Origin of the sequence: Klebsiella sp. K-Nf6, from assembly GCF_002806655.1 — a bacterium.
GTDB lineage: Bacteria > Pseudomonadota > Gammaproteobacteria > Enterobacterales > Enterobacteriaceae > Klebsiella > Klebsiella variicola.
Window position 1 is genome coordinate 76,684 of record NZ_PIBN01000016.1, and the last position, 25,136, is coordinate 101,819.

General features: G+C 56.1%; 26 protein-coding genes, 1 other RNA gene and 1 pseudogene. 18 read left to right on the top strand and 10 right to left on the bottom strand.

Annotated elements, in window-relative coordinates; genetic code table 11:
• Positions 1 to 45 precede the first annotated feature (45 nt).
• From CWM61_RS22325 to sstT, 3 genes are all read left to right on the top strand, one after another.
• The gene (locus CWM61_RS22325) at positions 46 to 1,035 is read left to right on the top strand and encodes a Gfo/Idh/MocA family protein (RefSeq protein ID WP_100631959.1); all 990 of its coding nucleotides are present in this window, start codon (positions 46 to 48) and stop codon (positions 1,033 to 1,035) included.
• A gap of 271 nt (positions 1,036 to 1,306) precedes the next feature.
• Positions 1,307 to 2,278 (top strand): TerC family protein, encoded by a 972-nt coding sequence (locus tag CWM61_RS22330; RefSeq protein WP_008806577.1) that lies wholly within the window; start codon positions 1,307 to 1,309, stop codon positions 2,276 to 2,278.
• Between the two features lie 231 nt (positions 2,279 to 2,509).
• Positions 2,510 to 3,757 carry a serine/threonine transporter SstT gene (gene sstT, locus CWM61_RS22335; RefSeq protein ID WP_100631960.1) on the top strand — a complete coding sequence of 416 codons (1,248 nt, stop codon included), beginning with the start codon at positions 2,510 to 2,512 and terminating at the stop codon, positions 3,755 to 3,757.
• A 15-nt stretch (positions 3,758 to 3,772) separates the two neighbouring features.
• Here sstT and CWM61_RS22340 read toward each other — a convergent pair whose 3' ends face one another.
• The 3 genes from CWM61_RS22340 to uxaC form a co-directional block, all read right to left on the bottom strand.
• Positions 3,773 to 4,327, bottom strand: coding sequence for a YgjV family protein (locus CWM61_RS22340; protein ID WP_074387525.1), 555 nt, complete (start codon positions 4,325 to 4,327; stop codon positions 3,773 to 3,775).
• A 129-nt stretch (positions 4,328 to 4,456) separates the two neighbouring features.
• Positions 4,457 to 5,944 carry a UxaA family hydrolase gene (locus tag CWM61_RS22345; protein WP_008806580.1) on the bottom strand — a complete coding sequence of 496 codons (1,488 nt, stop codon included), beginning with the start codon at positions 5,942 to 5,944 and terminating at the stop codon, positions 4,457 to 4,459.
• A gap of 18 nt (positions 5,945 to 5,962) precedes the next feature.
• Positions 5,963 to 7,375 carry a glucuronate isomerase gene (uxaC, locus tag CWM61_RS22350; RefSeq protein WP_100631961.1) on the bottom strand — a complete coding sequence of 471 codons (1,413 nt, stop codon included), beginning with the start codon at positions 7,373 to 7,375 and terminating at the stop codon, positions 5,963 to 5,965.
• A gap of 480 nt (positions 7,376 to 7,855) precedes the next feature.
• On the opposite strand from uxaC, the gene CWM61_RS22355 reads away from it, so the two are divergent.
• From CWM61_RS22355 to CWM61_RS22405, 11 genes are all read left to right on the top strand, one after another.
• A complete protein-coding gene (locus CWM61_RS22355) occupies positions 7,856 to 9,157 on the top strand; it encodes an MFS transporter (RefSeq protein WP_074387524.1) in 1,302 nt (433 codons plus the stop codon).
• Between the two features lie 127 nt (positions 9,158 to 9,284).
• A complete protein-coding gene (gene exuR, locus CWM61_RS22360) occupies positions 9,285 to 10,061 on the top strand; it encodes a transcriptional regulator ExuR (protein ID WP_012967188.1) in 777 nt (258 codons plus the stop codon).
• A gap of 341 nt (positions 10,062 to 10,402) precedes the next feature.
• Positions 10,403 to 11,065, top strand: a complete 663-nt coding sequence (gene yqjA, locus CWM61_RS22365; RefSeq protein WP_004206121.1) for a DedA family general envelope maintenance protein YqjA — start codon at positions 10,403 to 10,405, stop codon at positions 11,063 to 11,065.
• An 8-nt stretch (positions 11,066 to 11,073) separates the two neighbouring features.
• On the top strand, positions 11,074 to 11,451 hold the full coding sequence (gene mzrA / locus CWM61_RS22370) for an EnvZ/OmpR regulon moderator MzrA (protein WP_162493301.1): 378 nt from the start codon (positions 11,074 to 11,076) through the stop codon (positions 11,449 to 11,451).
• Between the two features lie 149 nt (positions 11,452 to 11,600).
• On the top strand, positions 11,601 to 11,969 hold the full coding sequence (locus tag CWM61_RS22375) for a DUF1090 domain-containing protein (RefSeq protein WP_008806585.1): 369 nt from the start codon (positions 11,601 to 11,603) through the stop codon (positions 11,967 to 11,969).
• 45 nt (positions 11,970 to 12,014) lie between these two features.
• Positions 12,015 to 12,320, top strand: coding sequence for a DUF883 family protein (locus CWM61_RS22380; protein ID WP_061153229.1), 306 nt, complete (start codon positions 12,015 to 12,017; stop codon positions 12,318 to 12,320).
• Positions 12,321 to 12,322: 2 nt separating this feature from the next.
• Positions 12,323 to 12,721: a phage holin family protein gene (locus CWM61_RS22385; RefSeq protein WP_061153228.1), complete on the top strand. Its 399-nt coding sequence runs from the start codon at positions 12,323 to 12,325 to the stop codon at positions 12,719 to 12,721.
• Positions 12,718 to 13,014, top strand: a complete 297-nt coding sequence (locus tag CWM61_RS22390) for a YqjK-like family protein (RefSeq protein WP_074387523.1) — start codon at positions 12,718 to 12,720, stop codon at positions 13,012 to 13,014. The genes CWM61_RS22385 and CWM61_RS22390 overlap by 4 nt, the downstream gene beginning before the upstream one ends.
• 360 nt (positions 13,015 to 13,374) lie before the next feature.
• On the top strand, positions 13,375 to 13,767 hold the full coding sequence (locus CWM61_RS22395; RefSeq protein WP_015703571.1) for a DoxX family protein: 393 nt from the start codon (positions 13,375 to 13,377) through the stop codon (positions 13,765 to 13,767).
• 79 nt (positions 13,768 to 13,846) lie between these two features.
• A complete protein-coding gene (locus CWM61_RS22400; RefSeq protein WP_074387521.1) occupies positions 13,847 to 14,833 on the top strand; it encodes a glutathione S-transferase family protein in 987 nt (328 codons plus the stop codon).
• A gap of 126 nt (positions 14,834 to 14,959) precedes the next feature.
• On the top strand, positions 14,960 to 15,328 hold the full coding sequence (locus tag CWM61_RS22405; RefSeq protein WP_008806590.1) for a DUF805 domain-containing protein: 369 nt from the start codon (positions 14,960 to 14,962) through the stop codon (positions 15,326 to 15,328).
• Between the two features lie 41 nt (positions 15,329 to 15,369).
• Here CWM61_RS22405 and CWM61_RS22410 read toward each other — a convergent pair whose 3' ends face one another.
• A complete protein-coding gene (locus tag CWM61_RS22410) occupies positions 15,370 to 16,266 on the bottom strand; it encodes a LysR family transcriptional regulator (protein WP_061153225.1) in 897 nt (298 codons plus the stop codon).
• Positions 16,267 to 16,370: 104 nt separating this feature from the next.
• Here CWM61_RS22410 and CWM61_RS22415 point away from each other — a divergent pair, with 104 nt between their 5' ends.
• Positions 16,371 to 17,072: a pirin family protein gene (locus tag CWM61_RS22415; protein WP_100631962.1), complete on the top strand. Its 702-nt coding sequence runs from the start codon at positions 16,371 to 16,373 to the stop codon at positions 17,070 to 17,072.
• A gap of 24 nt (positions 17,073 to 17,096) precedes the next feature.
• Positions 17,097 to 17,264 carry a hypothetical protein gene (locus CWM61_RS29445; protein WP_008806592.1) on the top strand — a complete coding sequence of 56 codons (168 nt, stop codon included), beginning with the start codon at positions 17,097 to 17,099 and terminating at the stop codon, positions 17,262 to 17,264.
• Between the two features lie 73 nt (positions 17,265 to 17,337).
• Here the strand turns inward: CWM61_RS29445 and CWM61_RS22420 are convergent, their stop codons facing one another.
• Positions 17,338 to 17,748: a Spy/CpxP family protein refolding chaperone gene (locus CWM61_RS22420; RefSeq protein ID WP_074387519.1), complete on the bottom strand. Its 411-nt coding sequence runs from the start codon at positions 17,746 to 17,748 to the stop codon at positions 17,338 to 17,340.
• A gap of 313 nt (positions 17,749 to 18,061) precedes the next feature.
• Between CWM61_RS22420 and CWM61_RS22425 the strand changes: the two genes are divergently transcribed.
• Positions 18,062 to 18,526, top strand: a complete 465-nt coding sequence (locus CWM61_RS22425; RefSeq protein WP_074387518.1) for an OB-fold putative lipoprotein — start codon at positions 18,062 to 18,064, stop codon at positions 18,524 to 18,526.
• A gap of 113 nt (positions 18,527 to 18,639) precedes the next feature.
• On the opposite strand, the gene rnpB is transcribed toward CWM61_RS22425, so the two are convergent.
• The 4 genes and pseudogenes from rnpB to garL form a co-directional block, all read right to left on the bottom strand.
• Positions 18,640 to 19,022: RNase P RNA component class A (rnpB, locus tag CWM61_RS22430), an RNA gene on the bottom strand.
• A 32-nt stretch (positions 19,023 to 19,054) separates the two neighbouring features.
• Positions 19,055 to 20,200, bottom strand: coding sequence for a glycerate 2-kinase (garK, locus tag CWM61_RS22435; protein WP_074387517.1), 1,146 nt, complete (start codon positions 20,198 to 20,200; stop codon positions 19,055 to 19,057).
• A 64-nt stretch (positions 20,201 to 20,264) separates the two neighbouring features.
• Positions 20,265 to 21,155, bottom strand: coding sequence for a 2-hydroxy-3-oxopropionate reductase (gene garR / locus CWM61_RS22440; RefSeq protein ID WP_061153220.1), 891 nt, complete (start codon positions 21,153 to 21,155; stop codon positions 20,265 to 20,267).
• Positions 21,055 to 21,952: pseudogene (garL, locus tag CWM61_RS22445) on the bottom strand (2-dehydro-3-deoxyglucarate aldolase). Before garL ends, garR begins: the two are co-directional and overlap by 101 nt.
• Positions 21,953 to 22,475: 523 nt before the next feature.
• Here garL and garD point away from each other — a divergent pair.
• A complete protein-coding gene (gene garD / locus CWM61_RS22450) occupies positions 22,476 to 24,047 on the top strand; it encodes a galactarate dehydratase (protein ID WP_074387515.1) in 1,572 nt (523 codons plus the stop codon).
• A 200-nt stretch (positions 24,048 to 24,247) separates the two neighbouring features.
• Here the strand turns inward: garD and rsmI are convergent, their stop codons facing one another.
• Positions 24,248 to 25,111: a 16S rRNA (cytidine(1402)-2'-O)-methyltransferase gene (gene rsmI / locus CWM61_RS22455; RefSeq protein ID WP_074387506.1), complete on the bottom strand. Its 864-nt coding sequence runs from the start codon at positions 25,109 to 25,111 to the stop codon at positions 24,248 to 24,250.
• Positions 25,112 to 25,136: the final 25 nt, after the last annotated feature.

Sequence of the window (25,136 nt, forward strand, 5' to 3'; positions counted from 1 at the left end):
GATAGAGTGACGACAGGTTCCCTTTAATGGAGTTCGTCAACGTTTATGATACGTTTCGCAGTTGTTGGCACAAACTGGATCACCAAGCAGTTTGTCGATGCCGCCCATGAAACCGGCAAATATAAACTTACCGCCATCTACTCCCGCAGCCTCGAACAGGCGCAAGCCTTCGCCAATGACTATCCGGTCGAGCATCTCTTTACCTCGCTCGATGAACTGGCACAGAGCCCTGACGTTGACGCGGTCTATATTGCCAGCCCGAACTCGCTGCACTTCCCGCAGACCCGGCTGTTCCTGAGTCACAAGAAGCACGTCATTTGCGAAAAGCCGCTGGCATCGAACCTGCAGGAAGTCGAGGCGGCGATAGCGCTGGCGAAAGAAAATAACGTTGTGCTGTTTGAAGCCTTTAAAACCGCCAGTCTACCTAACTTTCTGCTACTGAAAGAGACGCTCGCTAAAGTGGGCAAACTGCGCAAAGCCTTCATCAACTACTGTCAGTACTCCTCGCGCTATCAGCGCTACCTTGACGGCGAAAACCCCAACACCTTCAACCCGGCGTTCTCTAACGGTTCGATTATGGATATCGGCTTCTATTGCCTCGCGTCTGCCGTGGCGCTGTGGGGCGAACCGCGGTCCGTTCTTGCCACCGCCAGCCTGCTGGACAGCGGCGTAGACGCCCAGGGCACCGTGGTGCTGAACTATGGCGACTTCGACGTGACGCTGCATCACTCCAAAGTTAGCGATTCCGTGATCCCCAGTGAAATTCAGGGCGAAGACGGCGCGTTAGTGATCGAAAAAATCTCCGAATGTCAGAAGCTGGCGTTTGTGCCGCGCGGCGGCAAAGCCCAGGACCTGACGCAGCCCCAGCACATTAATACTATGCTGTATGAGGCGGAGACCTTTGCGCGCCTGGTGGAGACACAGGATATTGATCACCCGGGCCTGGCAGTGAGCCGGATCACGGCCAAACTGTCGAGCGAAATTCGTCGCCAGACCGGAGTGATCTTCCCGGCCGATACGCAGCCGCTGGCGTAAAAGAGTGTAAAGGCCGGACCGGCCGCCATTGACGAAAACCGCCCTGTGACATATTTTGTTACGTGCAAAGGGGAGTAACTTCCTTGCCGGTTGATCGTCATTACGATGCGTGCAATACCGCATCCGGTCGCCGGGCAATAACCAAAGCCCATCGCGATGTACTTTGGTTGTTGTAAGTGAGACCTTGCCGGAAGGCGAGGTCTATGCATAAAAGCGCAGCGGCTGCCGTCTTCCGACGTCAGCCGTTTTGTTTTTATGTAAGGAATATCAAATGAATACTGTCGGCACGCCGTTGCTATGGGGTGGGTTCGCTGTCGTCGTCGCGATCATGTTGGCGATCGACTTGCTGCTTCAGGGACGACGCGGTTCGCATAGCATGACCATGAAGCAGGCCGCGGGCTGGTCAATCCTCTGGGTCACACTTTCTCTGCTGTTCAACGCCGCGTTCTGGTGGTATCTGGTACAAACCCAGGGCCGGGCCGTCGCCGATCCGCAGGCCTTAGCCTTCCTCACCGGTTATTTGATTGAAAAAGCGCTGGCGGTCGATAACGTCTTCGTCTGGTTGATGCTGTTCAGCTATTTCGCCGTACCGCCTGCTCTGCAGCGCCGGGTGCTGGTGTATGGCGTGCTGGGCGCGATTGTTCTGCGTACCATCATGATCTTCGCCGGCAGCTGGCTGATTTCGCAGTTCGACTGGCTGCTGTATGTCTTCGGCGCCTTCCTGCTGTTTACCGGCGTGAAGATGGCGCTGGCGAAAGAAGATGATTCCGGCATCGGCGATAAACCGCTGGTGCGCTGGATCCGCAGCCATCTGCGAATGACGGATAAAATCGAGAGCGAGCGCTTCTTCACCCGTAAAAACGGGGTGCTGTTCGCCACGCCGCTGCTGCTGGTGCTGATCCTGGTGGAACTGAGCGATGTGATTTTCGCCGTCGATAGTATCCCGGCGATCTTCGCGGTGACCACCGATCCGTTCATCGTCCTGACCTCAAACCTGTTCGCGATCCTCGGCCTGCGCGCCATGTACTTCCTGCTGGCGGGGGTCGCCGAGCGCTTCTCGATGCTCAAATACGGTCTGTCGGTGATCCTGGTGTTTATTGGCGTGAAGATGCTCATCGTCGACTTCTACCATATCCCGGTCGCCATCTCGCTGGGCGTGGTGGGGGGCATCCTGGCCGTCACGCTGCTGATTAACGCCTGGGTCAACAAGCAACACGACAAGCAGCGCAAACTGCCTGAGTAATCTGCACAACGCGCCGTCGGCCATCGCCGACGGCAATCTCTGCTCATGTCACAGTTATGTTACTACATAGTTAAAAAACAAGATCAAGATTAAAATCACAGCATTTTACGCTTCCCGCCCGCCGTTCTTTCCGTATACTCGACTATGCAAACATCTACTTACATCCTGACATAAACGTAACAAATAATACGTGGCTGGGATGGCTTGCTACATCACTGGAAGGAATGAATTATGACCACACGCACTCCCCCATCGGGGTGGATCGCACGCCTGGCGCAAGGCAGCCTGGTGAAACAAATTTTAATCGGTCTGGTGCTTGGCGTGCTGCTGGCGCTGGTCTCTAAGCCAGCGGCCATTGCCGTCGGTCTGCTGGGGACCCTGTTCGTCGGCGCGTTAAAGGCGGTGGCGCCGGTGCTGGTATTGATGCTGGTGATGGCCTCCATCGCCAACCATCAGCACGGACAAAAAACCAGTATTCGCCCCATTCTGTTTCTCTATCTGCTGGGCACCTTCAGCGCAGCCCTGACCGCGGTGTTGTTTAGTTTTGTCTTTCCGTCATCACTGCATTTAACCACCGCCGCCGACAGCATCACGCCGCCATCGGGGATTGTCGAAGTGCTGCGCGGCCTGCTGATGAGTATGGTATCCAACCCGATCGACGCCCTGCTGAACGCCAACTATATCGGCATTCTGGTGTGGGCGGTGGGGCTGGGCTTCGCCCTGCGTCACGGTAACGACACCACCAAAAACCTGATCAACGATGTCTCCCACGCGGTGACCTTCATCGTCAAAGTGGTGATCCGCTTTGCGCCGCTGGGGATCTTCGGTCTGGTCTCTTCCACCCTGGCGACCACCGGTTTCGAGACCCTATGGGGCTACGCCCAGCTACTGCTGGTGCTGGTCGGCTGTATGCTGCTGGTAGCGCTGGTGATTAACCCGCTGCTGGTGTTCTGGAAAATCCGCCGTAACCCCTATCCGCTGGTGCTGACCTGCCTGCGCGAAAGCGGCGTCTACGCGTTCTTCACCCGCAGCTCCGCCGCCAACATTCCGGTGAATATGGCGCTGTGTGAAAAGCTGAATCTGGATCGCGATACCTATTCGGTCTCCATTCCACTGGGGGCGACCATTAATATGGCGGGCGCGGCGATCACGATCACCGTGCTGACGCTGGCGGCGGTGCATACGCTGAATATTCCGGTGGATCTGCCGACGGCGCTACTGCTGAGCGTGGTCGCTTCGCTGTGCGCCTGCGGCGCCTCCGGCGTGGCGGGCGGTTCGCTGCTGCTGATCCCGCTGGCCTGTAATATGTTTGGGATCCCGAACGATGTCGCGATGCAGGTGGTTGCCGTCGGCTTTATTATCGGCGTGCTGCAGGATTCCTGCGAAACCGCGCTGAACTCCTCCACCGACGCCCTGTTTACCGCCGCGGCCTGCATAGCGGAAGACGACCAGCTGGCGAAAAACGCCCTTCGCAGCTAATGCCTTTCCCCTCCGCTATCGGGCGGAGGGGCTCTTTTCCTGGACTGCGTTTTCAACCTTAAACGGATCGATGCCGCGCTTTTGCATCCGGCGGAAGCGAATGATATTCAGCCCGTTGACGATCAGAAAACTGCCTTCAATCAGCGTCCCGCCAATCGAACCCAGCCACAGATTATGCGTGACCCAGCAGGCAGTGGAGCACCACATCACGCAGCGCACGGTCAGCCCTTTGCAGCGAAACAGCGCCCAGGTGCTGGCAACGGTGCCAATGATCGGCAGCAGCTCCATGGCATGCTGCAGCTTGCCAAGGCCGAGGATCAGCGTCAGGAGAATGAATACCGTCATCACCCACAGGCTGCGGGTGCGCAGGGAAATGACCGTACGTAGCGCATTGAGCCCGGCGCTCATCCCGGCCGGCGCGGCGCCCATCAGGAAAAAATGGACGCCGATAATGGCGCTATAGCCCGCCAGCTGAAGCCTGAAGCGACGTTCGTCGCGGTTGATAAAGGTGGTAATACCGATAAGAAAGGCGATGACGCCGACACCCTGGGCCAGCCAATACGCGGTCATGAAAGCTCCCTGACTGAAAAAAACAAACGGCGCTTCACTGGCTGAAACGCCGCTGTTACGAGCCCGATGGCGCTACGCTATCAGGCCGATACACGATCCACGCCCCTGGGCGCCAATGTGAATCCCCCTTTACAGGGTAACACCGCTTTTAAAGATGGCCAGCTCGCGGAAGTCATTCTGTTCATTACAGGTCGGTTTACCGTTGGCGAAAGCCACAATGGCATCCACAAACTCCTCCAGCAGCTGCGGCATCGCTTTGCCGTGGATCAGCTGCCCGGCATCAAAGTCGATCCAGTGCTTTTTCTTTGCCGCCAGTTCGCTGTTGGTGGCGATCTTCACCGTCGGCACAAAGCCACCGTACGGCGTGCCGCGTCCGGTGCTAAACAACACCATATGACAGCCGGCACCGGCCAGCGCGCTGGTGGCGACCGCGTCGTTGCCCGGCGCGCTCAGCAAATTCAGACCATGAACCTTCAGGCGCTCGCCGTAGCGCAGGACATCCACCACCTGGCTGGAACCCGCTTTCTGAGTACAGCCCAGCGACTTATCTTCCAGGGTGGTGATCCCCCCGGCTTTGTTACCCGGGGAAGGGTTTTCGTAAATAGGCTGGTCGTGGGCGATAAAGTACTGCTTAAAGTCATTGACCATGGTCACCAGCTTGTCGAAGGTCGCTTCGTCGCGGCAGTGGCTCATCAGCAGCTGTTCAGCACCGAACATCTCCGGCACTTCGGTCAGCACGGTGGTGCCGCCGTTGGCGATCACATAGTCTGAGAAGCGGCCCAGCATAGGGTTAGCGGTAATGCCCGACAGGCCGTCCGATCCCCCGCACTCGAGGCCAAACTTCAGCTCGCTCAGTTTGCCCGGCTGGCGTTTATCCTGACGCATCACTTCATACAGCTGATGCAGATGCGCAACCCCCGCTTCCACTTCATCGTCCTGGTGCTGGCAAACCATAAAGTGCACACGCTGCGGGTCAAACTCGCCCAGCGTCTCGCGAAAGGCATCAACCTGGTTGTTTTCACAGCCAAGGCCAACCACCAGCACCGCCCCGGCGTTCGGGTGGCGAACCATATTTTGCAGCATGGTGCGAGTGTTGATGTGGTCATCCCCAAGCTGCGAGCAGCCATAGGTGTGGCTGAAGAGATGCACCCCATCAATATCCTCAGCGCCATACGTCTCTTTCAGGAAACGGTTCTGCATTTGTCTGGCCATGGCGTTGACGCAGCCGACGGTCGGCAGGATCCACAGCTCATTGCGCACGCCGACGTCACCGTTGGCGCGACGATAAATCTGCACTTCGCGATCCGCAGGCTGTGGCGGTTGGGCAACCCGGTCCGGTTGATAGCGATACGCGTCAAGGTCGCTGAGATTGGTGCGCGTATTGTGCGCATGAACATGCTCGCCCGGCGCGATATCCGCCAGCGCATGGCCAATCGGCAACCCGTACTTAACGACGTTTTCCCCTTTCGCGATAGCGCGCAGTGCAAACTTGTGGCCGCGAACGATATCCTGGCCGAGGGTGACCGAGTCCTTATCAATCGTCACCACGCTACCGGCAGCGATATCCGCCAGCGCGACCGCGACGTTATCCTGCGAATGGATTTTAATGTATTGCATATCAACCGACCTCTGGCCTTAGTTCAGTTCAATGGCGAAATAGTCACGCGCATTGTTAAAGCAAATGTTTTTCACCATCTCGCCCAGCAGCGCGATATCCGCAGGCGCTTCGCCGGCTGCCACCCAACGGCCGATCATCTGGCACAGAATGCGGCGGAAGTATTCGTGGCGCGTGTAGGAGAGGAAGCTGCGGCTGTCGGTCAGCATCCCGACAAAGCGGCTCAGCAGGCCGAGCTGCGCCAGTTGGGTCATCTGCCGCTCCATGCCGTCTTTCTGATCGTTGAACCACCAGCCGGAGCCGAACTGCATCTTGCCCGGCATGCCTTCCCCCTGGAAGTTACCGATCATGGTGCCCAGCACTTCGTTATCGCGCGGGTTCAGGCAGTAGAGAATGGTTTTCGGCAGCAGGTTCTCTTCGTTCTGCTTGCTCAGCAGCTTAGACAGCTCTTCCGCCATCGGGCGATCGTTGATCGAGTCGAAGCCCACATCCGGGCCTAACAGTTTGAACTGACGCAGGTTGTTGTTACGCAGCGCACCGATATGGTACTGCTGCACCCAACCGCGACGGGCATATTCTGCGCCGAGGAACACCAGCACCGCGGTTTTGAACTGCGCCACTTCGTGTTCGCTGAGGGTCTCGCCAGCCAGACGGCGCGCCAGAATGGCGTCCAGCTCGGCGTCGGTCGCTTCCGCAAACAGCACCACGTCCAGCGCGTGGTCGGAGACCTTGCAGCCATGTGCGGCAAAGTGGTCCAGACGTTTGGTCAGAGCGCTTTGCAGGTCCGCGAAACGGCGAATATCGGTATCGGACACCTCACCCAGCTTAGCCATGTAGTCGTTAAAGGTCGCCTGCTCGATGTTGAACGCTTTATCCGGGCGCCAGCTCGGCAGCACTTTGATATCAAAGGAGGTATCTTTGGCGACAACCGCATGGTGCTCGAGAGAATCAATCGGATCGTCGGTGGTACCGACCATCTTCACATTCATCTGCTTCATGATCCCGCGGGCGGAGAAAGCGTCCTGAGCCAGTAAATCACTGCACTGGTCCCAGATCTCATCGGCGGTGGAAGGCGACAGCAGCTTACCTGTAATACCAAATGGACGACGCAGTTCTAAATGCGTCCAGTGGTATAACGGGTTGCCGATAGTGTGGGGTACGGTGGCTGCCCAGGCGTCAAATTTCTCGCGATCGGACGCATCACCGGTACACAGACGCTCCGGTACGCCGTTAGTGCGCATGGCGCGCCATTTGTAGTGATCGCCTTTCAGCCAGATGTCATACAGATTCTTGAAGCGATAGTTTTCGGCAACCTGCTGCGGCGGAAGGTGGCAATGGTAGTCGAAAATGGGCTGATCTTTGGCGTAATCGTGGTACAGACGGCGGGCAAATTCGGTATCGAGTAGAAAATCTTCAGTCATAAACGGTGTCATTCGCGTGTCCTCTTCGCTCCGTAGCGGGAGCCTTTCAGATGATTGACTACAATGCTGACAAAGTTATCACACCAATTTCTACAGACCGAGCTGTTTTTCGTGAGTTAGATCAATAAACGTCGATAAAAAAACGACCGCCTCATCGGAAATCACCCCGGCAGAGCGCGCCATCTCTAGCTTTCCCGGTAAGGACTAAAGACCACACTAACTTTCCCACTTTTGTGACAGCACTCAACTTTTAAAGTTGTATGACAAGTTATCTTTCTGCCGTCGCAACATATAAACCGACGGAATGCATTACCGGTGTTTATGGCATCGGCTTATACGGAATGGACACCGACTTTCAACATAACAACTGATGGTAAGGTTCGGGCCAGAGGGGATCGCCCTCCTGAACCCCCCGTTTCGCTTTCCCGATCGCTTATCGCGCTCGGGAAAGGCCGCACCTGGTGCGGAAAGATAACAGACGATGAGGTTTACATGCGTAAAATTAAAGGGTTACGTTGGTACATGATTGCGCTGGTGACGCTGGGCACCGTGCTGGGCTACCTGACTCGTAACACCGTGGCGGCGGCCGCACCGACGCTGATGGAAGAGTTACACATCTCGACTCAACAATACTCCTATATCATTGCAGCCTATTCCGCTGCCTACACCGTCATGCAGCCTGTCGCGGGTTATGTCCTCGATATTCTCGGGACTAAAATCGGCTATGCCTTCTTCGCTATCGCCTGGGCGATATTCTGCGGCTCAACCGCACTGGCAGGCAGCTGGGGCGGCCTGGCGCTGGCTCGCGGCGCGGTCGGCGCAGCGGAAGCCGCAATGATCCCCGCCGGGCTGAAAGCCAGTTCCGAATGGTTCCCGGCAAAAGAGCGCTCTATTGCGGTGGGCTACTTCAATGTCGGTTCCTCTATTGGTGCCATGATCGCGCCGCCGCTGGTGGTGTGGGCGATAGTCATGCACAGCTGGCAGATGGCGTTCATCATCTCCGGGGTACTGAGCTTCGCCTGGGCCATCGCCTGGCTTATCTTCTACAAACACCCGCGCGACCAGAAAAAATTATCTGACGAAGAACGCGACTACATCATTGGCGGCCAGGAATCTCAGCATCAGACCAATAACGCGAAGAAAATGTCGCCGTGGCAAATCCTGCGCAACCGTCAGTTCTGGGGCATCGCCCTGCCGCGCTTCCTCGCTGAGCCGGCCTGGGGGACCTTTAACGCCTGGATCCCGCTGTTCATGTTCAAGGTTTACGGCTTTAACCTGAAAGAGATCGCGATGTTCGCCTGGATGCCGATGCTGTTCGCCGACCTCGGCTGCATCGTTGGCGGTTACCTGCCGCCGCTGTTCCAGCGCTGGTTTGGCGTCAACCTGATCGTTTCGCGTAAAATGGTCGTGACCATGGGCGCCCTGCTGATGATTGGCCCAGGCATGATCGGCCTGTTCACCAGCCCATATATCGCCATCGCGCTGCTGTGCGTCGGCGGGTTTGCTCACCAGGCGCTGTCCGGGGCGCTGATCACCCTCTCTTCCGACGTCTTTGGCCGTAACGAAGTCGCCACCGCCAACGGCCTGACCGGGATGGCCGCCTGGCTGGCCAGCACCATGTTCGCCCTGGTCGTCGGCGCGCTGGCGGATACCATCGGCTTTAGCCCGCTGTTTGCGGTACTGGCCGTCTTTGACCTGCTGGGCGCGTTGGTTATCTGGACGGTGCTGAAAAACAAACCGGCTGACGATGACTCAACACCGCTTAGCAGCCGCAAACCGGCCACGCAGAGTTAGATCTTGTACTGATATGACCGCTTATCGAGCCGCCTTCTCAGGCGGCTTTTTCATGCCTGCCAGTGGTGGAAAGCGTGTAAAAGTGGTATAACAAATCGAATATTGTCGCCATCTTCCGGGAGCGAATATGGAAATCATTGAACCACGCCGTCTGTATCAGCAGCTTGCCGCTGAGCTGAAGACGCGCATCGAACAAGGTGTCTACCTTGTAGGGGATAAGCTGCCCGCCGAGCGCTTTATCGCCGATGAAAAAAACGTCAGCCGCACCGTGGTTCGTGAAGCCATTATCATGCTGGAAGTGGAAGGGTATGTCGAAGTCCGCAAAGGGTCGGGTATTCACGTCATCTCCAACCATCCCAAGTACCAGCAGGTGGCCGATGAAAGCCTTGAGTTTGCCAACTATGGTCCCTTTGAACTGCTGCAGGCGCGGCAGCTGATTGAAAGCAATATTGCCGAATTCGCGGCGACTCAGGTGACCAAACAGGACATCATGAAGCTGATGGAGATTCAGGAGAAAGCGCGCAACGAGAAATGTTTCCGCGACTCCGAGTGGGATCTCCAGTTTCACGTCCAGGTGGCGCTGGCCACGCAGAACAGCGCGCTGGCGGCAATCGTTGAAAAAATGTGGACCCAGCGCGTGCATAACCCATACTGGAAAAAACTGCATGAGCATATCGACCTGCGCACGGTCGATAACTGGTGTGACGATCACGATCAGATCCTGAAAGCCCTGCTGCGTAAAGATCCGAACGCCGCCAAGCTGGCGATGTGGCAGCATCTGGAAAATACCAAGCAAATGCTGTTTAACGAAACCAGCGATGACTTTGAATTTAATGCCGATCGCTACTTATTTGCCGACAATCCGGTGGTTCATCTCGATACGGCGGCCAACAGCGCAAAATAATCACTTTTCCTGAGGGCGCGCGGTCCCTGCGCGCCTGCCCGCCAGGCCGGCTGGAGTAAGCAAAACATATATAGTGTCAGCCTGTGTAAATCCTCTCGCCTCCCATCGCCGCAATCAGCAAAATCAACGAGCAACACCTTGCAATTTCTCTGACGTAAAGTCAGCTGATTTGTTACAATTAGATGCATTTTGCCGTTCTGGGGGTAGGTGTTTACTTACTTCAGTCTTATACAGGGAAGCGTTCAGAGCGCCTAAGCAGCGACCAAAATCTCATAAAAATCTTGTCGCCCAACATGCCACGCGCTCAGACGTGCCGTTAACCGATGTACCAGGAATCGTGAATGGAACTTTTAACCCAGTTATTGAATGCCTTGTGGGCTCAGGATTACGAAACGCTCGCGAATCCCTCCATGATTGGCATGCTGTATTTTGTCTTGTTTATGATTTTGTTCCTTGAGAACGGGTTGCTGCCTGCCGCGTTTTTACCGGGGGATAGTCTGCTTGTGCTCGTGGGCGTGCTGATCGCCAAAGGGGCGATGGGCTTTCCGGAAACCTTGCTGCTGCTCACCGCCGCCGCCAGCCTCGGCTGCTGGCTGAGCTATATTCAGGGGCGCTGGCTGGGCAATACGCGGATCGTGCAAAACTGGCTGTCGCATCTGCCCTCTCACTACCATCAGCGCGCGCATCACCTGTTTCATAAGCATGGACTCTCCGCGCTGTTGATCGGCCGCTTTATCGCCTTCGTGCGTACGCTGTTGCCGACGATTGCCGGCCTTTCAGGCCTCAATAACGCTCGCTTTCAGTTCTTTAACTGGATGAGCGGACTGCTATGGGTACTCATCCTGACCTCGCTGGGCTATCTGCTGGGCAAAACCCCGGTATTCCTCAAGTATGAAGATCAGCTGATGTCCTGCCTGATGCTCCTTCCGGTTGCGCTGCTGGTCTTCGGACTGATCGGCTCGCTGGTGGTGCTGTGGAAGAAAAAATACAGAAGCCGGGGCTGAAGATGGTCATAAAACGCCCCTCCCTGCGCCAGCTGAGCTGGCTGCTGGGTGGCTCTCTTGTGCTCTGCGCGCTGTTCTGGCTCTGGCTGGCGGTGCAGCAGCAGGAGGCCACACTGGCGATCCGTCCGGTTGGCCAGGGCGTCAGCATGCCGGACGGCTTCTCCGTCTGGCATCACCTCGACGCCAACGGTATCCGCTTCAAGAGCATTACGCCGCAAAAAGATGGTCTGCTGATTAAGTTCGACTCCACCGCCCAGGGTGCGGCGGCGAAAGAGGTTCTCGGTCGCGCTCTGCCACATGGTTATATTATTGCCCTGCTGGAGGACGATAACTCGGCCACCGCCTGGTTATCCCGTCTGCGCGACGCGCCTCACCGGCTCGGGTAAACTACCGCCGTACTGCGTTTTTTACGCAGTCTGGTGGTTTCCTGCATTTGTTACTATGCTTAAACCTGCGGGAATCAACACATTCCCGTTCACCATCGGGAACGGGTATATCCTCCGGGTATACCCTCAGACAATGGAAGGTACTATCCATGAAACACCGCATCGCTCTGCTTCTGGCCCTGACTTCACTTAGCGCCAGCGCCATAGCAGCCTCTCCCTGCCAGGAAAAAGAGCAGGATATTCAACGAGAGATCAGCTATGCCGAAAAGCATCATAATCAAAGTCGCATTGATGGGCTAAATACCGCGCTACGTCAGGTACGGGAGAACTGCAGCGACAGTAAACTCAAAGCCGATCATCAGCAAAAAATTGCCAAACAACGGGAAGAGATCGCCGAACGTCAGCGCGATCTGCAGGAAGCCCGGAAGAAAGGCGATGCGGACAAAATCAATAAACGCCAGCATAAACTCAATGAAGCGCAACAGGAGTTAAAAACGCTGGAGTCTCGGGACTACTAATAACAGTTAACTTTCGCAACACGGACCACGCTACAGGAGAACGACATGGCTAAAGAGAATGTGACTGAAGACCTTCGTGCAGAACTGAAAACGCTGGCGGATACCCTGGAGGAAGTTCTGAATTCCTCGGCGGACAAGTCGAAAGAAGAGATTGGTAAACTGCGTAGTAAAGCAGAGAGCGCGCTAAAAGAGAGTCGTGCCCGCCTGGGTGAAACCAGCGATGCGATTTTGCGTCAAACGCGTGAGACCGCCGCGCGGGCGGATGATTATGTTCGCGAAAACCCGTGGACAGGAGTCGGGATTGGTGCCGCCGTCGGGCTGGTACTGGGTGTCCTGCTGTCGCGTCGCTGATTATGGCGAACACTCAACACTCGCAGGGGCCGGGTCAGCGCGTGTTCTCCATTGGCCAGCGCATTGTCACGCTGCTGGTCGAAATGGTGGAAACACGGCTGCGCCTGGTCGTCGTGGAGCTGGAGGAGGAGAAAGCCAACCTCTTCCAGTTGCTGATCATGACCGGACTGACGCTGCTGTTTGCCGCGTTTGGCCTCATGAGTCTGCTGGTGCTGGTTATCTGGGCCGTTGACGCCCAGTATCGCCTGCACGTCATGATCGCCACCACCGTCGTTCTGCTCCTCGCCGCCGCGATCGTGGGTATCCTTACCCTACGTAAGGCGCGCCGCTCCACGCTGCTGCGCCTGACGCGTAAAGAGCTGGAGAACGACCGTGCCCTTCTGGAGGACGATAAACCGTGAATGGCCGACAGGAGCGTGAACGGCAAAAGGCGCTGCTACTGCGCCAGATCCAGCAGCAACGACTGGAGCTTAGTGCCTGTCGTCGCCACTGGCTGGAGGCGACAGCGCCCCTCGATCGCGGCTGGAATACGCTGCTGAGTTTACGTTCGTGGCTGATGGTTGGCAGCGGTCTGATGGCCGTCTGGTCCATACGCCACCCGCACTTTTTAATGCGCTGGACCAAACGCGGTCTCGGACTGTGGAGCACCTGGCGGATGGTCCGCGGGATCCTGCGCCAGTCGTCAATACGCTAGCAGCCCGGAGCGCGGGCGCTTATCCCGGCGCCCCGCTCTGCCATTTCCCCACCCGATACAATACGCCGTTCGCGGCAACCTGTGCCCTCGCCGCCAATCACGGTTAGCCCGCCCTCTTATCTCAGTCCATTCCGCTCACCCCACCCGATACCGGGACAGGTGGTAACCCCTCGCGGCCCGAAAAATTTCACCTCACCGCACTTATTGCTCAGAAACTTTGAAGAAGAACTACAGTTTTCCTTGCTAACAATTCTTTCTCCGCCTCGTTACTATCCTCTCCATCGACAGCAATACTGCGTAACCACGCGGGATTGCGCTAAAAAACAAAACTGCCGCCCTTTGGGTTTTCTGGAGTAAGAAATGAAAAAATTAGAAGATGTTGGTGTACTGGTAGCGCGTATTCTGATGCCGATTCTGTTTATCACTGCAGGATGGGGCAAAATCACCGGTTACGCCGGAACCCAGCAGTATATGGAAGCCATGGGCGTGCCGGGAGCACTGCTGCCGCTGACCATCCTTCTTGAGTTCGGCGGCGGTCTGGCGATTCTGTTCGGTTTCCTGACCCGTACCACCGCGCTGTTCACCGCAGGCTTTACGCTGCTGACCGCGTTCCTGTTCCACAGCAACTTTGCGGAAGGTGTGAACTCGCTGATGTTCATGAAAAACCTGACCATCGCTGGCGGTTACCTGCTGCTGGCCGTGACCGGTCCGGGCGCATTCAGCATCGACCGCGTGCTGAATAAAAAGTGGTAAGCGCACTATACTGAACTGAGTAAAAATCTAAAAAAGCGAGGGGATATCTCCTCGCTTTTGCTATCTGCAGGAGGAAGTAATGGGACAATTAGTCGACGGCGTCTGGCAAGATACCTGGTATGACACCAAATCCACCGGAGGACGATTCAAGCGTTCCGTTTCGGCCTTCCGTAACTGGCTCACGGCCGATGGCACGCCGGGACCTGCGGGTGAAGGCGGCTTTGCCGCAGAAAAAGACCGTTATCATCTGTATGTTTCTCTGGCCTGCCCGTGGGCGCACCGCACTTTGATTCTGCGCAAGCTGAAAGGACTGGAACCCTTTATATCCGTCTCCGTGGTCAATCCGCTGATGCTGGAAAACGGCTGGACCTTCGCCGATGATTTCCCTGATGCTACCGGCGACCAGCTCTATCATCATCAGTTCCTTTATCAGCTCTATCTGCAGGCTGACCCGCACTATACCGGTCGCGTCACCGTCCCGGTGCTGTGGGACAAAAAACAGCAGACCATCGTCAGCAATGAGTCGGCAGAAATCATCCGCATGTTTAATACCGCCTTCGATGGTTTGGGTGCCAGAGCCGGGGATTATTATCCGCCGGCGCTACGGGAAAAAATCGATGAGCTGAACGGCTGGATCTACGACAACGTCAACAACGGCGTGTATAAGGCCGGCTTTGCCACCAGCCAGCAGGCTTACGACGAAGCGGTCGATGCGGTCTTTACCTCACTGGAGCGGCTCGAGCAGATCCTCGGTCAGCATCGTTACCTGACGGGAAATCAGCTGACGGAAGCCGATATTCGCCTGTGGACGACGCTGGTACGGTTCGACCCGGTGTATGTAACGCATTTTAAATGCGATAAACGGCGCATCAGCGATTATCTCAACCTGTACGGTTTTCTGCGCGACATCTACCAGATACCCGGCATCGCAGAGACGGTGAGTATTCCGCATATCCGCCACCACTATTACCGCAGCCATAAAACCATTAATCCAACCGGCATTATCTCCATTGGACCGCAGCAGGATCTCAACGAACCCCACGGTCGCGATCAGCGCTTCCGTTGATCTGTCGGGCGCCAGTGATGGCGCCCAATAATTCAGAAAACAGATATTTACCCACCATTCATTCACGTCTATTCTTATTACGATCGCTTAAAAAACAAGTGATTGACGGTTAATTGAGGCGTAGAAATGGACTGGTATCTCAAGGCATTAAAAAACTATATAGGATTTGGCGGCCGTGCGCGGCGCAAAGAGTACTGGATGTTTATTCTGGTCAACCTCATCCTGACCGGCGTATTGAGCATCATCGATAAAATGCTGGGCTGGCAGCGGGCGGGCGGCGAAGGCATTCTAACGACCATCTATGGCGTACTGGTCTTTTTACCGTGGTGGGCGGTGCAGTTTCGACGTCTTCACGACACCGACCGTTCAGCCTGGTGGCTGCTGCTGCTGTTGATCCCGGTCATCGGCTGGCTGGTGATCTTGATCTTTAACTGCCAACGCGGCACCGAAGGCAACAATCGCTTCGGACCCGATCCGAAACCCTTCTCCTATTAATCTTCCCGCTCCTCCCGCTAGCGGGAGGAGCGTCTTCTCGACTAGCGTCCCGCAAACAGCTTAGGGATTTCGCGCAGACACCAGGACTTCGCCTCGCCCATGCTGTCCCGTCGCCAGGCCATGATTATGTCAATTTCATTGGTGTATTCCGGGCTGACGACCCGCAGACGCCCTTCGGCAATATCTTTCTCCACCAGCGGATAGGGCATGGTTGCCACGCCTAATCCGGCCAGCAGCGCCTGACGCTTATCTTCAATGGTGCTCACCGTTAAGCGCGGCTGTTTATCCAGCAACTGAACGGTAAGGACGGGACGCTCGCGTGCGGTATCCGCTACTGCGACGCCGCGGTATTTCACGCGGGTCACTTCCGAGAGCGGTTCCGGCTCCTGGTGGATCGGGTGATCCGGCGCCGCGACGTACACGCTGAGCACCGAATAGAGTTTGCGCGAGTTTATCTCCGAGGAGGAACGAAAATGCATATCCGGCGCGACAACAATATCCGCCCGCCCCTGCTCCAGTCGCTCCCAGGCGCCGGCCAGCACTTCGGTGATAATCGACAACTGCGTGTTGGATTTGGTCGCCAGTTTTTCAATCAGCGGAAACAGATCCGCGGTCGGAACCAGCGCTTCGGTGACGATTGTCAGATGAGTTTCCCAGCCACGCGACAGCGCTTCCGCATCGGTGGTGAGTTTATCCGCCGCTTCGAGCAGCACGCGCCCACGCTCAAGCAGCATCCGTCCCACGTTGGTGAACTTCGTGCGATGACCTGAGCGGTCAAACAGCACCACGTCCAGCTCCTCTTCCAGTTTTTGCATGGTATAGCTCAGGGCGGAAGGCACGCGTCCCAGCTCATCAGCCGCGGCAGCAAAGCTCCCACGGCGGTCGATCGCATCCATCACGCGCAACGCTTCCAGCGTTAATGCTCTCTCTTTGGCCATCGCTTTCTCATTCAGGAAATTTGAACATACCGGGCAGAATATCTGGCTAACAATACAGCGTCCATACCTTTACCATTGATTTAGTGTAAAGAGAGGTCAAGAACATGATTACTACCCGAACAGCCAAACAATGCGGACAAGCAGACTTCGGCTGGCTGCAGGCCCGCTACACCTTCTCCTTTGGCCACTACTTCGACCCGAAATTACTGGGCTTCGCGTCCTTACGCGTGCTCAATCAGGAAGTGCTGGCACCCGGCGCCTCGTTCCAGGCCAGGACGTACCCAAAAGTCGATATCCTGAACCTGATTCTGGAAGGCGAAGCAGAGTATCGCGACAGCGACGGCAACCATATGCAGGCCAAAGCCGGTGAAGCGCTGCTTATCGCCACCCAGCCTGGCGTGAGCTATAGCGAGCATAATCTGAGCAAAGAGCAGTCGTTAACGCGGATGCAACTGTGGCTCGACGCTTGCCCGCAGCGGGAAAACCCGCTGCAGCAGAAAATAGAAGTGGCGAGCGCACCGCTGCAGCTGCTGGCCTCGCCGGAGGGAGGGAATGGCAGTCTCCAGCTTCGCCAGCAGGCCTGGGTCTACCATATCGCACTGGAGGAAGGGGAGCAGATTAGCGTGCAGCTCCATGGCCCACGCGCTTACCTGCAGTCGATCCACGGCACCGTTCATGCCGTTGCGCAGGAGCAACAAAAACAGGCTCTCACCTGTGGTGATGGGGCATTTATTCGTGACGAAGCTAACATTACCCTCGTCGCCGATACGCCGCTGCGCGCTTTGCTGATAGATTTACCGGTGTAACAACGGAAGTGATGGAGTCTGTCAGTGAGTAAAAAGAAAAACAGAAAAAAGGCGTCCCCGACGCCATCAGCCCCGACGCAGCCGGAAACCGCTGGGGTCGTCAGCTTTGGTTATGATGAGATGCTGAGCGAACTGGAAGCCATTGTTGTCGAAGCGGAAATTCGTCTGCGGGATGAAGAAAGTCTCGCCTGAAAAGGCAACATCAATGATTCGATTTTCGTTTATGGCCTGAAGATAATATCGGCCCCGAAAGGGGCCGATGGCATTATTCACTCAGCGCGTCGGCAAGATCTTTTTTCACCTGGGTACGCTGCTCTGGCGTCAGCACCTGATTCACATCGAAATAGTACTTCACGCGGTAATAACGCACCTGCTGATCGATCTTACTGAAGGCTGCCAGCTGATCCTTGACCGCTTTCTCATCCCATTTTCCGGAATCAATCACGTTAATCAATGCGCCATCTTTAATATCTTGCTGTGAAATCTGCTGAACATTATTTTCCAGTTGCTGATGCAGGCTTTTAATTTTCGCGACCTGATCGCTGGAGAGTTTTAAGTGCTGGACAATGGGATCCTGCGCTGGCGCCGGCGCCGCCTTAACGTCTGCGGCCTGTGCCGTCAGAGAGAAACCGGTAGTCAGAAGGGCTGCAAACGCAATACGGGTCATTAATTTCATTGTTTTATCCTGAAGTGAAAGTGCCTGAAATAGCGGTTTATTATTTTACAGTTGGTAGTGAATAAATGTAAAAAATAATACCTAAAGATTATTCATAGCGTGCAACTGATCACAAACCGCTCAATACATAAGAAATCAAAATATTTTCCTTCAATAAATTCACACGGAGAATACATGTTTATATAAAATAACTTTAACGCTCATGAAGGGAAATTGATTGACAGAAGTGACGGTTACTTCATTTAATTAGCGAGAAAGATGCCATACATAAAAAGCAGGGATATCATGTTTTAAAATATATAAGGAGATAGTTATGTTATTACGCACTCACGTATTACCGCTGGTTTTTGTCGTCTCGCTGTTAAGCGGCTGTGGCCTGGCCTCGAAAGCCTTTTATTCCGCAGGCGATAAATTATTTCAACCGGGAGATGACGCCGTCGCGTCGATGCAGACGTATTCAGTTGCGCAGTTCCTGCAACCGTTTACCCTCAACCCGGCAAAAGCCAGCAGCGATTATCTAGGCAAATGGGTCAAGGTGCGCGGCGTGATTGTCGACATTCGTCGGATGAGCGGTATCGCCGGCAGCTACTATTTTACCGTGACCATGAGAGACGAGCAGAATAAAACGGATAAACGTCTGACCTTTAATTTTGGCTCACATAACAGCGCAGATGTTGAGGCCTTAAGCAATGGCAGCGTCGCCACAATCATCGGCCAGGTTCATCAGGTGCAAGATTCCACGATCCCGACGCTACAGAATCCTAAGGTGGTTAAATAACGGTAACTGACCGATAAGCCGCGTTCTTTTGGTATAGCGTCGGGGACAGTCATTCATCCGCTTCACGGATTCAGATAGCAAAAACCCCGCCGGAGCGGGGTTTTTGCATAAAGAGGTGAAACTGACCGATAAGCCGGGTTCTGTCGTGGACAGTCATTCATCTAGGCCAGCAATCGCTCACTGGCTCAAGCAGCCTACCCGGGTTCAGTACGGGCCGTACCTTATGAACCCCTATTTGGCCTTGCTCCGGGTGGAGTTTACCGTGCCGCGGACTGTTACCAGCCGCGCGGTGCGCTCTTACCGCACCCTTTCACCCTTACCTGATCCCGCTTGCGCGGGCCATCGGCGGTTTGCTCTCTGTTGCACTGGTCGTGGGCTGTGACACCCCCCAGGCGTTACCTGGCACCTTGCCCTATGGAGCCCGGACTTTCCTCCCCTCCGCCCGTCTCCCCCCGAAGGAGGACGACGACGAAGCGGCGACTGTCTGGTCAGCTTCGGCGCGCAGTATAGAGGGTTTACCGCCCGTTGTCATCCCTCTGTCGTCATCCCAACCTGCAGGGTGGCGGCGATATTGCGCGACGCGCGGTAAATGTTATCAAACGCCCCGCGAAATGCCTCTTCCAGCGTCGAAACTGTGGTTAACACGCTGAAAACAGCATCGATGCCGTGATGGTGAACCACGCCGACGTCGTGGGTCAGGCTGCCGGCTATACCGATCACCGGCTTGCGATATTTTTTCGCCACCCGGGCTACCCCCACCGGCACCTTACCGTGAATGGACTGGCTATCGATCCGCCCTTCTCCGGTGACCACCAATGAGCAGTCGAGGATTTGCTCCTCCAGATTCAACGCCTCGGTGACGATATCAATGCCGCTACGCAATTCCGCATTAAGCAAGGCCATCAGCGCGGCACCCATGCCGCCTGCCGCCCCCGCGCCGGGGATCGCCTTAACGTCCACTTGCAGCAAGGCCTTAATGACATCGGCGTAATGCCCCAGATTACGATCCAGCTCAACGATCATCGTCTCGGTCGCCCCTTTCTGCGGGCCAAAGATCCGCGACGCGCCGCGCTCGCCCACCAGCGGGTTAGTGACGTCGCAGGCCACACGGATCATCCCGTCGCGTAAGCGTGGATCGATGGCGGAAAGATCGATCCGGCTCAGACGGCTCAAACTGCCGCCGCCATGGCCGATCTCCTGCCCCTCGGCGTCGCAAAGGCGGGCGCCTAACGCCTGCATCATGCCCGCCCCACCGTCGTTGGTCGCGCTGCCGCCGATGCCGATAATGATCCGCTTCGCGCCATGCGCCAGCGCCTGTAATATCAGCTCACCGGTACCGCGTGAAGTGGTGATGAGAGGGTTGCGTTTTTCGGGCGGAACGAGTCCCAGACCGCTGGCTGCCGCCATCTCAATAAACGCGGTGACGCCATCGCCGGACATGCCCCAGCAGGCCTCTACTTTCTCGCCCAGCGGGCCCGTCACCCATGCGGAATGTTCCGTTCCCTGCGTCGCGGCAATCATCGCCTCCACCGTTCCCTCGCCGCCGTCGGCGACGGGCATGGAAACATACTGCGCGTCGGGGAAAATTTCACGGAATCCTTTTTCTATCGCCTGCGCTACCTCGGCGGCAGACAGGCTTTCTTTGTAAGAGTCTGGGGCAATGACGATTTTCATAAGTTTGTAGCCTGACAGTGCCGCGCAAGGCAAGAATAACAGGGCGCGTGGTGCGCCCTTCTTGTTAGCGAGTGACTTCCACTTTCGCCAGTTTTTCGTAATAGCACGCCAGCGCGCTATGGTCCGCAGTGCCCAGACCGTCCGCACGCAGCGCCTGCATCATCTCCATTACCGCCGCCGTCAGCGGCAGCTGGGCGCCCACGCCGTGTGAGGTATCCAACGCATTGGCCAGATCTTTAATATGCAGGTCGATACGGAAGCCCGGCTTAAAGTTACGATCCATCACCATCGGCGCTTTGGCATCCAGCACGGTACTGCCCGCCAGGCCGCCACGGATCGCCTGATATACCAGATCCGGATTGACGCCAGCTTTGGTCGCGAGAGTCAGCGCTTCAGACATCGCTGCGATGTTCAGGGCGACAATCACCTGGTTAGCCAGTTTGGTGACGTTGCCCGCGCCGATGTCGCCGGTATGCACCACGGAGCCCGCCATCGCTTTCATCAGATCGTAGTATTTATCAAAGATCGCCTTATCGCCGCCGACCATCACCGACAGGGTGCCGTCGATGGCTTTCGGTTCACCGCCGCTCACCGGCGCATCCAGCATATCAATACCTTTGGCCTTCAGCGCTTCGCTGATTTCCCGGCTCGCCAGCGGCGCGATAGAGCTCATATCAATCACCACAGTGCCCGGCTTTGCGCCTTCGATAATGCCGTTTTCACCCAGTGCCACCTCTTTCACATGCGGAGAGTTTGGCAGCATGGTAATGATCACGTCACATTGCTCGGCAATCGCCTTCGCCGTCGTCGCGGTCTCAGCACCCGCGGCAATCACATCGGCAATCGCTTCCGGGTTACGGTCCGACACCACCAGCGAATAACCGGCTTTCAGCAAATTTTTGCTCATCGGTTTGCCCATAATGCCAAGACCGATAAAACCCACTTTGATTGTCATAATGTTCTCTCTCTTCATCCTGGTGATTATTTTTTAAACGCATCAGCAAGTTTCTGGGTTGCTGAGCGGAAGACGCCCAGATCGCTGCCGACGGCGACGAAAGTCGCGCCCCATTCCAGATAGCGGCGCGCATCGGCTTCCACTGGCGCCAGAATACCGCTTGGCTTACCGTGCTTCTTCGCGCTGGCGAAGATATGCTGAATGGCGCGCTGTACCTCAGGATGGGCGGCATTGCCCAGATGACCTAAGGCCGCGGCCAGGTCGCTCGGGCCGACGAACAGGCCGTCGACGCCGTCGGTCGCGGCAATCGCCTCGACGTTGTCCACCCCGGTCTGACTCTCAATCTGCACCAGAACGGAAATGTTCTTATTGGACTGGGCGAAGTAGTCCGCCACGGTGCCGAACATATTGCCGCGATGGGAAACGGAAACCCCGCGGATCCCTTCCGGCGGATAGCGGGTCGACGCCACCGCCTGTGCCGCCTGCTCAGCCGTCTCGACGAACGGCACCAGGAAGTTGTAGAAGCCGATGTCCAGCATGCGCTTGATAATGATCGGCTCATTGGTCGGCACGCGCACCACCTGGGCGCTGGGGCTGCCCTTCAGCGCCATCAGCTGTGGGATAAGCGTGGTCACGTCGTTCGGCGCGTGTTCCGCATCCAGCACCAGCCAGTCGAAACCGGCCAGACCCAGCACCTCGGTGCTGATCGGGTTAGCCAGCGCGCACCAGCAGCCAATCTGCACCTGATGAGCCGCCAGCGCGGCCTTAAATTTGTTCGGGAAAATTGCGTTATCCATGATGTTTACCTTGCGTTAATCGTTGCTTACTTCTGCAATTCCAGGCGTTTAATCTCGCGAACCATAAATATAATCAGCAGAATAAAATAGCGAGTTGATATTCCTTTTTTCTCATCCCATCCAGGATCATGAAGATATTCATCAAACACAGAACACCTTTTATTATTTTTTTAATCGGGCTCTTTATTTGTTAAATAGACGATATCAACGCTCTCTGATTGCCTATCGGCTACCTCAAAAACATGACACAGTATAATCAGCCTGCCATCGCCAGACACCATGCATAATCACAATATAAACATCTTATCTGACGCTTTAGTTAGGCAAATGCCACAAGTCATGGGCGCTAATCCACAGTTCTCATGATTGCCTGTCAGTGCGTGAGCGTCGTCGCAGAGAGGGGTGACACAGATCACATTTTAAAGCCATTACTCCTGACATTCTTTATTTCATTATTCTTTTCTACAGCACCAGAATGACCATTTCATTCTTTTTTTAGCACCTGTTTGGAGATGACTGGACAATGGCTGACATTGCAATTCGACAACAATCGCCAACCGCGTTTTATATTAAAGTTGACCCGACAGATAACGTGGCGATTATTGTTAACGATCGGGGATTGACCGCCGGAACACGTTTCCCGGACGGCCTGACGCTCGTCGAACACATCCCACAGGGTCATAAAGTAGCCCTGGTGGATATCCCTGCCCGCGGTGAAATCATTCGCTACGGGGAAGTGATTGGCTTCGCCGTGCGCGACATCCCACAGGGAAGCTGGATTGACGAATCGCTGGTGGAACTGCCTACCGCCCCGCCGTTGAACACCCTGCCGCTGGCGACCAAAGTGCCTGAACCGCTACCGCCGCTGGAAGGCTATACCTTTGAAGGCTACCGCAATGCCGATGGCAGCGTGGGCACCAAGAACCTGCTGGGCATCACTACCAGCGTGCACTGTGTCGCCGGCGTGGTCGATTATGTGGTGAAAATCATTGAGCGCGACCTGCTGCCGAACTATCCCAACGTCGATGGCGTGGTGGGCCTGAATCATCTCTACGGCTGCGGCGTGGCGATCAACGCCCCAGCGGCGGTAGTGCCGATTCGCACCATCCACAATATCGCTCTCAACCCGAACTTCGGCGGCGAGGTGATGGTTATTGGCCTCGGCTGTGAAAAGCTGCAACCGGAACGCCTGCTGCAGGGCACGGAAGACGTCCAAAGTATCCCGGTGGACAGCGCCAGCATCGTCAGCCTGCAGGATGAAAAGCATGTTGGTTTTAAATCGATGGTCGATGATATTCTGCAGATCGCCGAGCGCCACCTGGCGAAACTGAACCAGCGCCAGCGGGAAACCTGCCCGGCCTCTGAGCTGGTGGTCGGGATGCAGTGCGGCGGCAGCGACGCCTTCTCCGGCGTGACCGCCAACCCGGCGGTGGGTTATGCATCCGACCTGCTGGTGCGCTGCGGTGCGACGGTGATGTTCTCGGAAGTAACCGAAGTCCGCGACGCCATCCATCTGTTAACCCCGCGGGCGATTAACGAAGAGGTCGGCAAACGCCTGCTGGAAGAGATGGCCTGGTACGATAACTATCTCGACATGGGCAAAACCGACCGCAGCGCCAACCCCTCCCCCGGCAACAAAAAAGGCGGCCTGGCCAACGTGGTGGAAAAAGCGCTGGGTTCTATTGCTAAATCAGGTAAAAGCGCCATCGTCGAGGTGCTCTCTCCAGGCCAGCGCCCGACCAAACGCGGCCTGATTTATGCCGCTACCCCCGCCAGCGATTTTGTCTGCGGCACCCAGCAGGTCGCCTCTGGCATCACCGTGCAGGTGTTCACCACCGGCCGCGGCACGCCGTATGGCCTGATGGCGGTACCCGTAATAAAAATGGCGACCCGGACCGAGCTGGCCAACCGCTGGTATGACTTAATGGATATTAACGCCGGGACCATCGCCACTGGCGAAGAGACGATTGAGGATGTCGGGCGGAAGCTGTTCGAATTTATTCTCGATGTCGCCAGCGGACGCAAGAAAACCTTCTCCGATCAATGGGGCTTGCACAACCAGCTGGCGGTGTTTAACCCGGCGCCGGTGACCTGATCGAGAGCGGGAGAATTTAAACACTTTTAGCCCGGATTTATCCGGGCTTGTTGGTTAGGGATGCTGTGCGGCAAGAAAAGCGATTCTGCCCTTTTCTTCCGACATTTCTTCCGACATTTCTTCCGACATATCAGATGACGTTCAAGCCGCCCTTCAATTTCTGAAGAGCGGCTTGCTGATCCCAAAGTCAATTTACAGGCTTACTCCCCCTGCTGCTCCAGGGCGTACTTATACAACGCATTTTTCTTCACGCCGTGGATCTCCGCGGCCAGCGCAGCGGCTTTCTTCAGCGGCAGCTCTGCTTGCAGCAGCGCCAGGGTACGCAGCGCGGCCGCCGGCAGCGCCTCTTCCTGGGCCTTGAAGCCTTCGACGATCAGTACCATCTCGCCTTTACGACGGTTTTCGTCTTCCTTCACCCAGGCCACCAGCTCGCCGATCGGCGCGCCGTGGATCGATTCCCAGGTTTTGGTCAGCTCGCGGGCCAGCACCACGTAGCGGGATTCCCCCAGTACTGCGCAGATATCTTCCAGACTCTCCACCAGGCGGTGCGTCGACTCATAGAAGATAATAGTGCGCGGCTCTTCTTCCAGCGCCTTCAGGGTATCGCGGCGGCCTTTCGATTTCGCCGGCAGGAAGCCTTCATAGCAGAAACGGTCGGAAGGCAGACCGGCAGCGCTCAGGGCGGCGATGGCCGCGCAGGGGCCCGGCAGCGGTACGACGCGAATATTCGCTTCGCGGCAGGTGCGCACCAGATGGTAGCCAGGGTCATTAATCAGCGGCGTGCCGGCATCGGAGACCAGCGCAATGTTTTGGCCTGCCTTCAGTTTAGCAAGAAGTGTTTCCGCCTTTTGCTGCTCGTTATGGTCGTGAAGCGCAAATAAGCGGGCGTTAATCGCAAAATGTTGCAGCAGCAAACCGGTGTGGCGGGTATCTTCCGCAGCAATTAAATCAACAGCTTGCAACACTTCCAGTGCGCGCTGCGTGATATCAGACAGATTCCCTATCGGAGTGGGCACAATATAGAGCTGCCCCTGAGAATTATCCGCTGATTCGTGTTGTTTCATTGTCTCGTCCGTATTGCCGATTTAA